Consider the following 12,570-nt stretch of genomic DNA (forward strand, 5'->3'; position numbering starts at 1 on the left):
ACTTCTAAGGTTTACTCATAAGAGTAAGCCTTTTTTTTTGTCTGACGTAGTTGGTTTATCTCCTCTGTAAACCGTTCGAATGTGGTAGTGACTTCCGCGATTGATGCTTCAATTGTTGATTCGGCTTGCTCTAAGCCCGTGGCTTCGGTTACTAGATCGTTTGCTTGCGCCTCAATGATTGCGAGCGGAGAAGCAATCGTGTCACATGCCACCATTTTTGCTGCGCCTTTAAGTCGGTGTGCCGTGGTTTTTAGTTCTCGGTATTCCTTGTTAGCCCACAGGTCGTTTATCCGTTTATTATCTTCCATGAAGCTTACGGCAAACTCAGCAAGTAAGGTCAGTACGACATCGTGATCGTCGAAGAGATCATAGAGGGTGGCGTAGTCGATCACTTGATTGTTGGTATCGCTGAAGGAGTCTCGGGCGCTTGCAGGAACGAGGTCTTCGCTTGGCTCTAGGCTCTGATTATCCTCAAAGCTTTGTTCAATATCTTGGAACAGCATCGAAAATTCATTGGCTTCTTCGTCTTTATTGGTTTCCTCGTCTTTAGGTGAATAGTTTGATGAAGCATTGACTTCCTGATTCTGTGCCTTTGATTCCTTTGCATCGTAAACATCAGTTTCACGTACTGGGTTGGAATCGTCGATTGCGGGCAGCCACTTCTCAATGGTTAATCTCATCTGCTTAATCGAAACGGGTTTAACCAAGAAGTCATCCATGCCGTGCGCGTAGCAATTAGCATCTTCACCTTGCACTGCATTTGCAGTCAGCGCGACGATTGGCAGTCTTTGAGTTTCTTGGTTAAGCTCCTCTTTACGTTGTTCTATTTGACGAATACTTGATGCAAGTGTGTATCCGTCCATTTCGGGCATGTGGCAATCGGTTAGCAATAGGCCATAGCATTTATCTTTCAAGGCGCTCAGGGCCAACACTCCGTTATCAACGATGTCGGCGTGGACACCAATATTTTCAAGCTGTTTGGCGATGACTTGCTGGTTGATGGGATGATCTTCCGCGACCAGAATCAGCCTGCCGTTGAGTTCAGCTTGTTCGCGAGTCTCTGTGGCGAGCGGCGCTTTAGTTTCGCTGTCTAATGGCGAGATTAGACTGTCGTGACTGACGGGCTTCGTTAGAACGTGAACTAAGTTATCGGGCAGCAGCGGATTCACCGACAAGCACCAAGAGTTGCCTAAAGGCTCTGGTGAGAGCATTGGGTTTTGGTTGATCACAGTGAAGCGTGTTGAGCTCGTGTGTTGCTGGATCCAAGCATCGGTAATCGCCAGTTGTTGCCACACAGACATCGCAACAAAGATGTGTTTGGGCTGATGTTTGACGACCATCTCTTTAAGTAGGTGTTTTTGATTTATGTGCAGAACCTTTGGCTCAAGGTCGAAGTGTTTCAGATATCGACATAGCTCTTCTTGTTGCAGAACGTAGCCGACAATATATACCTCGTATGAGTGATTACCCACATCTAGTCCAATAGGATTCTCAACCTCCGAAGGGCAAATCAGCGTTTGTGGTAGAGCCAAAGCGTTGCTTACTGCATCTTGAGGAGTACAAGTCGGGAGGGTAACGGTAATCGTAAAGTGGCTGCCTTTTCCTTCTTCACTTGACAGTTCTATGTTGCCATCCATCTGTTCTATCAATTTCAAAGCTATAGATAGTCCAAGCCCTGTTCCACCAAAACGGCGGCTAGTGGTTTTGTCGACTTGTTCAAAAGGTTGGAATAAGCTTTGTTGTCTGTCTTTCGGGATGCCGATGCCCGTGTCGGAAACCGTGAGGCTAACTTTCTGCTGATGTTCGTTCTGTTCAATCACATCAACATGTAACGAAATTGTCCCGTGTTCAGTGAACTTAATCGCATTGTTAAGGAAGTTGTTCAGAATTTGGTGGAGTCGTATGTCATCTGCGAACAGCCATTGAACGAGATTTGGATCTTGCCAATAATGGAAGGCCAAGCCTTTTTGCTGCGCGTGAATGGATTGTGGTTGCACGATTCGTGCTAGTACTTTACCAAACTCGATCTCGGTCGGGTTAAGCTCTAGTTTTCCCGCTTCAATCTTAGAGTAATCGAGCACGTCATTAACGATGTGCAGTAAGTTACGAGCTGACTGATTCAATCCTCCGTGTAGGTTGAGCAACTCTTCACTCAACTGATGCTCCTGCATTAATTCCAGTAACCCTAAGATTCCGCTAATTGGGGTGCGAACCTCATGGCTGATAGTCGCCAGGAACTGCGACTTAGCGGCGGTGGCACTTTCAGCTTTCTGGCGGGCGTTGTCTAAAGCCTGTTGCTGTTTTTTCAGTAGGGTGATGTCTGTAATCACCGTGTTCCATTCGATAGCCTTGTTGTTCGATATCTGGCTATTAAATTTCACCCATTTCAGTTCACCAGACTCTAACTGGACTTGCTGTTCGCTTTCCCAATGCCCGGTTTCAATAGCATCAAGCATACTGGCTTCAAACTGTGGCAGGCCATCCTTCGAGATAAGCTCGAAAAGATGTTGAGGGTGCTCCTTTACGCTATCCACGGATAAGCCGAACATATCGGTTACACCTGCACTGACGAAGCTAAACTGAATATTCAAAGGCTGCTGAGGGTGTGTTTGAGTATGTTTAAGTACAACTCCATCAATATTGTCGGCCAGTGTTTGTAAATGGGCTTCTGCCGCTTTGGCGCGCTGTTCTGCGACTTTTCGCTGCTCGATTTCTGCTGCCATTTTACGGTTCCAGAATACGATCACGAAAATGACCACAAAGATCCCAAGCCCGATGATCACTGACCATTTAGCTACTTCGCGTGGCGACAAACCTTCTTGGTATTCGTAGGTTAACCATTTGTTTTCCAAACGCTCTAGTTCGTTGGCAGGCAATGCGCCAATGGCTTTGTTGAGAATGCTCAACAGCATGGGATGGCGGAAGTTGACTGCTAGAGCTAAAGGAGCACTGTTTTGCTCATTAATGGTGCCAGTGATTTTGAATTGCCCTACATAGTCTTGATGCAATAAAGGTGCAGCATGATGAAGTGAAGCAAGCGCGAAACTGATTTCGTCTTTCTGTAATGCTTGGAATGCGCTGACGTGATTGATGTAAGGGACGGCTTGGCAAGTCAGGCAGAGAGAAGGTAGAACCGTTTTGCCTCCGGAATCTTGAATCACACCAATATTTTCGGTGCCACTTGGCGCAAAGTTACCTAATCGATCAGAGCGACTCAATAACACCCAAGGTTCAAAACTGTAGGCTTGAGTGAAGTCTATGTATCGCGCTTTATCTGTGGTTGGAGTGATGTTGGTTAGCACCATGGTCTCGCCATTATTGAACGCGACCTCTGCCGCTTCTGGTGTTAGGTAAGTGGTACTTTCAAATGATACGCCGAGCACATTACTTATCAGATTTAACACATCAGCAGATAAGCCTGAGTGTTGTTGTTGCTCATTGGTAAAGTCGTAAGGATACCAATTGGAGTGTGTGCCTACAGGGATGGAAGGGTTGTTATCAAGCCAGTTCTTTTCGTCTTGGGTTAAGTTCAATGTTCCATAATCCAGCAACATCGAGTGTTGAGAGGGAGCAAGCCATTGGTTGTAAATCGATTGCAGAGAACCTTGCTTGATGTCCTCTAAAGCAAAGTTGATTCGGCTGAGTAGTTTGTGTTTTCCTTTTTTGACTGCAAAGTGCAAGTGGTCAGCTGGAAGGTCAGGAAGAACCGATAGTGTAAGTGAGTCTTTAGGTTGTTCTCGCAGTAACGCAGAAAGCGCAAGTGCATCACCAATGTAAGCATCAACACGATTCTCTTCAATCGCGGTGAAGGCCGCTTGTGTGCTGTCTAGCGTGGTAATTCGACTCTCTGGAAGTAAACTAGGTAGGAGATCATTGAGCGCAAACCCTTTCTCTAGCGCTAAGTTTGCGGTTGCCAGTTCACTCAAGTCGTTTATTTTCAGATTTTGAGTAATGACCGCTCGTCGAATCGAGAACATGGGTTCACTGAACGTCATATATTCTTGGCGCTCTTTGGTCGAAGAGACGCCTACCAACAAATCTAATTCACCCTGTTCAAATGCACTGAGTACGCTGCTAAATGTAGGGAATAGCTCGATTTTATATTTGAAGCCTGCGTTTGCCGATACCTCATCCAACATGCTGATGAGTAGTCCTTCAGAAACAATGTTCCTAGAGGGCGTTTGATGTTGGTAGCTATAAGGAACCATGTTGTAAGAAGGTAGGCCGACACGTAATACAACTTGGTTATTCGACGAGTTTGCTAGAGGTGTACTTTCAGCAAGGCTGTGCAGTGGCCACATGAATACCGTAAGGCAACTCAATAGAAAGGCGACACACCACGTTTTCGTTTTTGTAGCATTGTTCTGCATAAAGACATCCTGTCGTTTACGTACTCATTTGGGTTTGACGGTGTGCTCAACTAACGGCGGCCAAAGGCGCTTTGGTTAGTGTGGGTAATGCAAAATTGTCTGCTTGCTGTAATGCCATACGCTGCAAAAGGGCGAGGCTGGTATGGTCTGCTTTTAGGTGGATCTCAATTTGGCGCTTTATTTGATCGACTTTGTCTTGTAGACCCAAGGCTTGATAACACAGTGCTAATAAGAAGAAAGCTTCGACATCATTGTCTGAGAACTCGTTCATTGAAATACTCTCAATACGCTCTTTTGCCACCTCATGCTGTTCGAGTTGAATGAGCTGTAAGGTTCGACAAAGCTTCAACAACGGCTTACTGAGTGCGTACGACTTTTCAGAATGAGAGAGCCTTTGCCAAGCCCCTTCAGGCTTCCAAAGTGCTAGCTCTTTTTGAGTGAGGGTTAAACTGTCTGCCCATAAGATCAGTGCTCGCTTACCAGCAGAATCCCAAATCGAGTGGGGAATGAGTTGAGCAAGCGACTTGAGGTGTAGGGTCGCTTGTTCAACGTTTTTATCTAACAGTTGTAGCCAAACCATGGTGTTGGTCAGCTCAATATTACTGCCGTTTACGGTGAGCACTTGGTCGATTAGCTGGTTAGCCGATTCGAAGTCACTGGTATTGAGGCAGATCTTGACCTTAAGTTGCTGCAATTTGATGTTGCGTGGATTGTTTTCTATCAAGCTATCTATCTGACTGAGCGCGTCGTGATAATTCTGTTTAGCGATATGGATTTCAACCAGCTTAACCTTGGCAGGCAAGTAATCATGGAGCTGCAGCAAACCATTTAACATGGCTTGTGCCTCATCGAGGTGGTGATTCTTAATCAGAATGTTTGCCATGTAGATTATGGCGTCTTTCAATGTCGATGGGTCGGGGGCTTTACCAAAGAGTGGCTTTACCGCGTTGAGCCCGTTCTTAAGATAGGCTTGCTCTAATGTCGAAAAGTATTGCTGTCGACACAGGGCTGATGTCACTCGTTTTATGATGTCATCGGCTCTTATTGGCTTGATCAGGTAGCCATCAGGTTCGAAGTGAGCATAGCCAAAGAAGATGTCTTGGCTATCATTACCCGTCACTATAAACACAAGGGTTTGTGGTTTGATTAACTCTTTCTGCTGCAAAAGCTCAAGCAGTTGTAAGCCATTACTACCTGAGCCTAAATCATGGTCAATCAGTAATATATCGAATCGATGTGCGCGGCAAGCCTCAATTGCATTTTGGGCATTGGAGGCGCTGATTACATTGTTGTTCGGAACACCGAGTTTGATAAGCAGTGCGCGTGTCGCACTTTGAATGACGCTGCTGTCATCAATGATGAGGTAGCGCGATCGGGCGAGTATATCCATATAGTAGCCTTCTGACGTATTGAGCCTTGCCACTTTGTCTTCTATGAATTAGCGGCTTATTTATTAAACACTTAAGTGTAGAAGTGAATTTAATTAATAGCCATAAGTTGCATATTAATGCGAACGGAATAATGTATAGAAAGTGACGTTGGTTCAGAAGGTTAGCTTATTTCTAAAGTTATAAAGAAAGAGTGAAAAGAGGCTAAATACAAAAAAGACCGCACGAGGCGGTCTTTATAAAAGTCAGGGTAGGACTGTTTAACTACAGAACCTAATTACAGAACCATGGCTGCAATCCAACCGAATACGATCAGTGGGATGTTGTAGTGCAAGAATGTTGGTACTACAGTTTCCCAAACGTGCTCGTGTTGACCATCAGCATTTAGACCAGACGTTGGACCTAATGTTGAGTCAGAAGCCGGAGAGCCCGCATCACCAAGTGCTGCTGCTGTACCTACTAGAGCGATCGTTGCCATTGGTGAGAAACCAAATGCTGCCGCTAGTGGAACGTAGATAGTCGCAAGGATTGGAATCGTAGAGAACGAAGAACCAATGCCCATCGTTACGAGTAGACCAACCACTAGCATAAGTAGCGCAGCTAGAGGTTTATTGTCACCGATGCTGGTTGAAAGCGCTTCAACCAGAGATTCAACGCCACCCGTTTGCTTCATAACTGCCGCGAAACCTGCCGCTGCAATCATGATGAAACCGATCATTGCCATCATATGAACGCCCTTGGTGAAAACATCTTGTGTCTCTTTCCAAGCAATGACGCCACCGAAGGTAAATACCATGAAGCCCGCTAGAGCACCGATGATCATAGAACCCGTCGACAGTTGAACTGTTAGCGCAGCTACGATACCCGCCGCTGCAACTAGGATGTGCTTCTTATTGATCTCTTTCACTTCTGTTGAAACAACAGTGTGAGAAGTTTCTTTGTATTGGCGAGGCTTACGGTAAGTAAAGAATACTGCGGTAAGAAGGCCGAAGATCATGCCTGCTGCTGGTAACAACATTGCCATAGGTACTTGGCTTGCTACAACGTTTTCAAGACCATTGTCGTGAAGGTTTTTAAGCAGGATGTTGTTTAGGAAGATGCCGCCAAAACCAATCGGTAACACCATGTAAGGCGTAATCAGACCAAAAGTAAGCACACACGCAACTAGACGACGGTCTAGGTTCATTTTTGCGAATACGCCTAGTAGAGGTGGGATTAAGATTGGGATGAAGGCGATATGTACAGGAATCACGTTTTGCGAAGACATGGTTACTAAGATCAACGACGCAAGGATGCCGTATTTAAGACCAGTCGATGCTGCACTGTTCTCTTTGCCGTGAATGCGTTTGATAACACTTTGAGCAAGGAGATCTGTGATACCAGAACGTGAGATAGCAACAGCGAATGTACCAAGCATAGCGTAGCTAAGTGCGATAGTTGCACCGCCACCTAATCCACTTTCGAAAGCCGCGACTGCATCGTTCAAGCCCATACCAGAGGCTACGCCACCGATAATTGCGCTGAACGTGAGAGCAACGACTACGTTTACGCGCATCAAAGCTAAAACAAGCATGATGCAAACTGAAATTACAACAGGATTCATATTATTCTCGGGATGTTGTGTTTTTTATGAAGGCAATACGAGTGAACGTTTACCGACTCTATTTTTTATTCTTCGTCAACAAGAGGCCAACCACCAAGGGCTTTCCATTTGTTTACAATGCCGCAAAATAACTCTGTGGTTTTTTGCGTATCATACAAAGCAGAGTGTGCTTCTTTGTTGTCAAATTCCATCCCTGCAGTGCGGCAAGCTTTAGCCAAAACGGTTTGACCGTAGGCAAGACCACTAAGAGCTGCAGTGTCAAAAGTTGCAAATGGATGGAACGGGACGCGTTTAAGCTTACAACGCTCACTTGCCGCATTAACGAAGTTCAAATCGAATGTAGCATTGTGAGCGACCATGATTGCACGACTGCAATCTGAAGCTTTTTGTTCTTTTCTCACTAGCTTGTAGATTTCTTTAAGGGCTTCTTGTTCCGACACAGCACCACGTAATGGGCTAAATGGGTCTTTAATTCCGTTAAAGTCTAATGCTGCCTGCTCTATATTTGCGCCTTCAAAAGGCTCAATGTGAAAATGAAGCGTTGATGCAGGTTGCAGATCTCCGTTCTCATCCATTTTTAATGTGATGGCACAGATTTCTAATAATGCATCGGTTTCCGCGTTAAACCCTGCGGTTTCCACGTCGATGACCACTGGAAAATAGCCGCGAAAGCGTTTTTTTAGGGTCAGAGCTTCGTTTTCTACAGTCATGTTAGCCCAAATAAGTGTGATTAAGGCTGCATTATTGCAGATAATAGCAGTGATAAAAACTAGGGAAGGGCAATAAATCGTAAATTAGCCGACCCATTGCGGCTTGATAATTGCATATTTAAACGCGAGAGAAAAATGCGGCAATTGGCTGCATTGTTAAACGAATTGCTTAAGAGATACTCCACTTTATGAAGAAACAACTCATAACAGGTTCAATGCTATTTTCGCTTCTTATGTCGTCATCGGTAATGGCACAAGAAAAGCGTTATGGAGCATCTCCTCAACAGTCAACGTGGGAGATGGTGGCTAACACGCCACTAGAATGTCGCTTAGTTCATCCAATCCCAAATTTTGGTGACGCTGAGTTTTCATCTCGTGCGAGTAAAAAAATCATTTTGGACTTTGAGCTTAAAATGCGCCGCCCAATGGGTGCGACTCGCAATGTTAGCTTGATTTCAATGCCACCACCTTGGCGTCCGGGCGAAAGTGCTGATCGCATGACAACCATTAAGTTCTTCCAACAATTTGATGGCTACGTAGGCGGACAAACGGCTTGGGGTATTTTGAGTGAGCTGGAGAAAGGGCGTTACCCGACATTCAGTTACCAAGAGTGGCAAAGTCGAGATCAACGTATCGAAGTGTCGTTATCATCGGTGTTGTTCCAAGAAAAATACAATGTGTTCAGCGACTGTGTTGCCAACCTATTGCCTTACAGCTTTGAAGATATCTCTTTTACTATTTTGCATTACGACCGTAATAGCGATCAGCTGAATAAGTCGTCACGTAAAAGGTTGAGCCAGATTGCTGATTATGTTCGCTACAACCAAGATATTGATCTTGTGCTGGTGGCAACGTACACCGATTCTGTCGACAGCAAAGGCATTAGCCAAAACCTTTCAGAGCGCAGAGCTGAGTCGTTAAGAGAGTACTTTAAGTCTCTCGGTTTGCCAGAAGACCGTATTCAAGTACAAGGCTATGGTAAGCGTCGTCCAATTGCCGACAACAACTCGCCAATTGGTAAAGACAAGAACCGACGCGTTGTTATCTCATTGGGTAGAACGCAGGTTTAGCGCCAATAAAATCTAAAGCTCAAATTAAAAAGCCCGTCGTCATGACGGGCTTTTTAATTTGAATCAATGAACTAAACGTTGCGTCTGCGAAAGGAGCTTTCCTAGTTAAGACGGAAACGAGCAATCATTTCACAGTTGGTCGCGGTATCGATCTTTTCGACCATAGAAGCAATTTTAGGGTTGGGATGGCGTTTCATGAAATCGATCAGCGCTTTCTTACAGCAACCAATTGAATCAATAAAGCTAGAACATTGCGTGTTAGGACATTGAGGGATAAGAGTCAGCACTTTTTCTGAAGCCAGTTGAAGATACTTAAGTTCGTACTCAGTATCACCGGCCCAGCGCCAGAATTGCGCAAGATTGTGACAAGAAATCACTGAAATCAGTAGGCGTTCATCGGCCTGAATATCGGTACGTTCTGTAATTTCTTCGCTTAAGTTCAATGCTTGCTGATAGTGAAGAATACTTCGTACAGGATCATCGAGCTGCAATGCCGTATCGGCGAGTAACGTGTGTTTTTCCCATTCGCTAATCATTGTATTACCTCACTAATCAATAGGTGGTTAATTTAAATGATAATCATTATCATGTAAAGTTTCATCAGTGAGATTGTTAATAATAATTGGTAAAGAATATCGATTATGGGGAGAGTGATAGAAAAGAAGCGAGCATAGTGCTCGCTTCTCTGTTCATTTCATCAGGCGTTCTAGCCTAATCTCGCAAAGGTATTTAGAGATTAACCTTCTAGACCAGCGCTTGCTTGTTTGTTCTGAATCAGCTCAATCATGTAGCCGTCAGGATCTTTAACGAATGCGATGTGCGTAGAGCCGCCTTTTACTGGGCCGGCTTCACGAGTCACGTTACCGCCTGCTGCTTTAATCGCGTCACACGTTGTGTAGATGTCATCAACACCGATAGCAACGTGACCAAAAGCAGAGCCAAGATCGTATTCCGTGGTGCCCCAGTTGTACGTTAGTTCAATCACAGCGCCTTGAGATTCGTCGCCAAAGCCAACGAAAGCCAATGTGTATTCGTACTCTTTGTTTTCGTTTTTACGTAATAGCTGCATGCCCATTACATTGGTGTAGAACTCGATAGACTTGTCTAGATCACCCACGCGTAGCATGGTGTGTAAAATACGACCGTTTGACATGATTTGCTCCTAGCTTTAACTATGTTTACGTTTTTGTAATTCTGTTTTCTACCGCGAGAAAAACGCGGTGCTTTTTAGCCATTGGGCCTGTTAGCTTCTTTCGCTTAGGGCTAACAGCTTATGAGCCTAGACGTCCGTCTTTTCTTTGAACTCACATAGGTCTTCAATGATACAACTGCCACAGCGTGGTTTACGCGCGACACAGGTGTAACGTCCATGAAGAATGAGCCAGTGGTGGACATCCAGTTTGAATTCTTTTGGAATGACTTTGAGAAGCTTAGCCTCAACATCGTCGACCGTTTTACCCATTGCTAATTTAGTGCGGTTTGATACACGGTAGATGTGAGTATCAACGGCAATGGTTGGCCAACCGAAAGCGGTATTCAATACTACGTTAGCTGTCTTACGACCAACGCCAGGAAGGGCTTCTAATGCCGCACGATCTTCCGGAACTTCACCGTTGTGTAGGTCAAGCAGCATTCGACACGTTTTAATGGTGTTTTCTGCTTTTGAATTAAACAGGCCGATTGTCTTGATGTACTCTTTTAAGCCATCAACACCTAGGTCGAAAATGGCTTGGGGAGTATTAGCCACTGGGTAAAGCTTATCCGTTGCTTTGTTGACGCTGACATCGGTTGCCTGCGCTGATAAAAGTACCGCGATCAGCAACTCGAAAGGGCTGTTCCAGTTAAGCTCAGTCTCTGGCTTTGGATTGTTTTCTCTTAAACGCTCAAGTATTTCTACTCGTTTTACATTGTTCATAGCGACATTACTTTCAAATAGTTAGGGCTTGAGTTCCGGAGTTGGTATTCAATAAACTCTCAATGCTCAGGCTTTATCATCGGTTACGCGCTCTTATGAGCGTCATTATTATGTGTACTTGGTCAATCTAATTACCTGCTGAGCGGTTGAGCTACTCAGCAGGGTTTAAGCTACTGTAACTTATTAAGCATTGGTAACGCGAGCGCGTTCAATGACTGGTTTTTCTTGTTTAGGCTGTCTAGATTTTGCTTGGTTGTCGATGATGTTTTTCAACGCAATCAAGAAACCAACACCAATAAAGGCACCCGGTGGAAGTAGAGCCAGCAAGAAGCTGTTATCAAATTGGAAAATTTCGATTCTTAAGGCTGACGCCCAATCACCGAGTAGCAGATCTGCGCCATCAAATAGGGTGCCATTACCAATGATTTCACGCATTGCGCCCAGTACCACCAGTACCGATGTCATACCAAGGCCCATCCAGAAGCCATCTTGAGCCGCTGGTAATACTTCATTTTTAGAAGCGAAGGCTTCTGCTCGACCAATGATGATACAGTTGGTTACGATCAGCGGGATGAATATACCGAGAGATAGGTACAGACCATACGCGTAAGCATTCATCAGCAGTTGAACACACGTAACCAGTGATGCAATGATCATCACGAACACCGGAATACGTACCTCTTTTGGTACGTGGTTACGAACTAGAGAAACCGCGACGTTGGAACCGACTAATACAAGTAGAGTCGCAATACCGAGCCCAAGTGCGTTGGTTACCGTTGAAGAGACAGCCAATAGAGGACATAACCCAAGCAGTTGTACTAGGGCAGGGTTGTTGGCCCACATGCCATTTTTGATTAATGTTTTATGATCACTCATTATTCACCACCACAATTTAGAGGTTGAGCAAGCAATGCTTGGTTGTTTTGGTTGACGTATTGGACCGCTTGTTTGACAGATTTCACTACCGCTCTAGGGGTAATGGTAGCGCCAGTAAATTGGTCGAAGTCACCACCGTCTTTACGAACCTTCCAACGGTCAAGATTAGAATCCGTCACTTGTTTACCAGCAAACGAAAGAATCCAATCACTCACACGTAGATCAATCTTATCACCCAAGCCTGGAGTTTCTTGGTGAGAAAGTACACGAGTGCCCAAAATGGTACCGTCGATTTTCATACCGACGATCACCTTAATCGCACCGTTATAACCGTCTGGTGCAATTGCCTCGATAGCAATCGCGCTTGGCTCACCATTGATTTTGGCGATGTAAGCTGGCATCGCTTTCTCTGTACCAAGCTCTTCTGCTTGAACCAATGTACAAGACGAAAACAGTTCATTGTCGTGAAGATCGTGTGGGATCACTTGGTTAAGTACAGAGAGCAGTTGAGCTTGTTCTTGCTGTTTGATCTGATCTTTTGTTAGGTAGTGGGTTACCGCTACTAAACCTGTCGATGCACAGGCAAAAATCGCGAGCACAAGGCCGTTTTTCTTAATTGCATTTAGCATGATGTCCGC

General features: G+C 45.0%; 10 protein-coding genes. 1 reads left to right on the plus strand and 9 read right to left on the minus strand.

The features are described 5' to 3' along the window. Window positions 1-11 precede the first annotated feature (11 nt). From QQ041_RS04345 to rnt, 4 genes are all read right to left on the minus strand, one after another. Entirely contained in the window at window positions 12-4,370 is a 4,359-nt protein-coding gene (locus tag QQ041_RS04345) for a transporter substrate-binding domain-containing protein (protein ID WP_285953194.1), read from the minus strand. 46 nt (window positions 4,371-4,416) lie between these two features. After that, the gene (locus QQ041_RS04350; protein WP_261383491.1) at window positions 4,417-5,760 is read right to left on the minus strand and encodes a response regulator; all 1,344 of its coding nucleotides are present in this window, start codon (window positions 5,758-5,760) and stop codon (window positions 4,417-4,419) included. A 275-nt stretch (window positions 5,761-6,035) separates the two neighbouring features. Further along, entirely contained in the window at window positions 6,036-7,361 is a 1,326-nt protein-coding gene (locus QQ041_RS04355) for a Na+/H+ antiporter family protein (protein ID WP_048659751.1), read from the minus strand. A gap of 65 nt (window positions 7,362-7,426) precedes the next feature. Further along, window positions 7,427-8,071 (minus strand): ribonuclease T, encoded by a 645-nt coding sequence (gene rnt / locus QQ041_RS04360; protein WP_017632534.1) that lies wholly within the window; start codon window positions 8,069-8,071, stop codon window positions 7,427-7,429. Window positions 8,072-8,259: 188 nt separating this feature from the next. Between rnt and QQ041_RS04365 the strand changes: the two genes are divergently transcribed. Next, window positions 8,260-9,141, plus strand: a complete 882-nt coding sequence (locus QQ041_RS04365) for an OmpA family protein (RefSeq protein ID WP_017632535.1) — start codon at window positions 8,260-8,262, stop codon at window positions 9,139-9,141. A 101-nt stretch (window positions 9,142-9,242) separates the two neighbouring features. On the opposite strand, the gene QQ041_RS04370 is transcribed toward QQ041_RS04365, so the two are convergent. From QQ041_RS04370 to rsxG, 5 genes are all read right to left on the minus strand, one after another. Further along, window positions 9,243-9,677 carry a DUF2753 domain-containing protein gene (locus QQ041_RS04370; RefSeq protein WP_004734047.1) on the minus strand — a complete coding sequence of 145 codons (435 nt, stop codon included), beginning with the start codon at window positions 9,675-9,677 and terminating at the stop codon, window positions 9,243-9,245. A 200-nt stretch (window positions 9,678-9,877) separates the two neighbouring features. Next, window positions 9,878-10,294 carry a lactoylglutathione lyase gene (gene gloA, locus QQ041_RS04375; RefSeq protein WP_004734046.1) on the minus strand — a complete coding sequence of 139 codons (417 nt, stop codon included), beginning with the start codon at window positions 10,292-10,294 and terminating at the stop codon, window positions 9,878-9,880. Between the two features lie 126 nt (window positions 10,295-10,420). Then, window positions 10,421-11,056 (minus strand): endonuclease III, encoded by a 636-nt coding sequence (nth, locus tag QQ041_RS04380; protein ID WP_010437137.1) that lies wholly within the window; start codon window positions 11,054-11,056, stop codon window positions 10,421-10,423. A 183-nt stretch (window positions 11,057-11,239) separates the two neighbouring features. Further along, window positions 11,240-11,932 carry an electron transport complex subunit E gene (locus tag QQ041_RS04385; protein ID WP_285953195.1) on the minus strand — a complete coding sequence of 231 codons (693 nt, stop codon included), beginning with the start codon at window positions 11,930-11,932 and terminating at the stop codon, window positions 11,240-11,242. Further along, the gene (gene rsxG / locus QQ041_RS04390) at window positions 11,932-12,561 is read right to left on the minus strand and encodes an electron transport complex subunit RsxG (protein ID WP_063524257.1); all 630 of its coding nucleotides are present in this window, start codon (window positions 12,559-12,561) and stop codon (window positions 11,932-11,934) included. The genes QQ041_RS04385 and rsxG overlap by 1 nt, the downstream gene beginning before the upstream one ends. Between the last annotated feature and the right edge of the window lie 9 nt (window positions 12,562-12,570).

This window comes from Vibrio sp. TMPB1044, from assembly GCF_030442075.1.
In the GTDB taxonomy this organism is placed as follows: Bacteria; Pseudomonadota; Gammaproteobacteria; order Enterobacterales; family Vibrionaceae; genus Vibrio; species Vibrio satsumensis.

What these genes read in the sequence shown, in the direction of transcription:
- gloA (WP_004734046.1), bottom strand. Translation starts at nt 10,294, where the DNA reads ATGTCAAACGGTCGTATTTTACACACCATGCTACGCGTGGGTGATCTA.
- QQ041_RS04385 (WP_285953195.1), bottom strand. Translation starts at nt 11,932, where the DNA reads ATGAGTGATCATAAAACATTAATCAAAAATGGCATGTGGGCCAACAAC.
- nth (WP_010437137.1), bottom strand. Translation starts at nt 11,056, where the DNA reads ATGAACAATGTAAAACGAGTAGAAATACTTGAGCGTTTAAGAGAAAAC.
- rsxG (WP_063524257.1), bottom strand. Translation starts at nt 12,561, where the DNA reads ATGCTAAATGCAATTAAGAAAAACGGCCTTGTGCTCGCGATTTTTGCC.
- rnt (WP_017632534.1), bottom strand. Translation starts at nt 8,071, where the DNA reads ATGACTGTAGAAAACGAAGCTCTGACCCTAAAAAAACGCTTTCGCGGC.
- QQ041_RS04370 (WP_004734047.1), bottom strand. Translation starts at nt 9,677, where the DNA reads ATGATTAGCGAATGGGAAAAACACACGTTACTCGCCGATACGGCATTG.
- QQ041_RS04355 (WP_048659751.1), bottom strand. Translation starts at nt 7,361, where the DNA reads ATGAATCCTGTTGTAATTTCAGTTTGCATCATGCTTGTTTTAGCTTTG.
- QQ041_RS04350 (WP_261383491.1), bottom strand. Translation starts at nt 5,760, where the DNA reads ATGGATATACTCGCCCGATCGCGCTACCTCATCATTGATGACAGCAGC.
- QQ041_RS04365 (WP_017632535.1), top strand. Translation starts at nt 8,260, where the DNA reads ATGAAGAAACAACTCATAACAGGTTCAATGCTATTTTCGCTTCTTATG.
- QQ041_RS04345 (WP_285953194.1), bottom strand. Translation starts at nt 4,370, where the DNA reads ATGCAGAACAATGCTACAAAAACGAAAACGTGGTGTGTCGCCTTTCTA.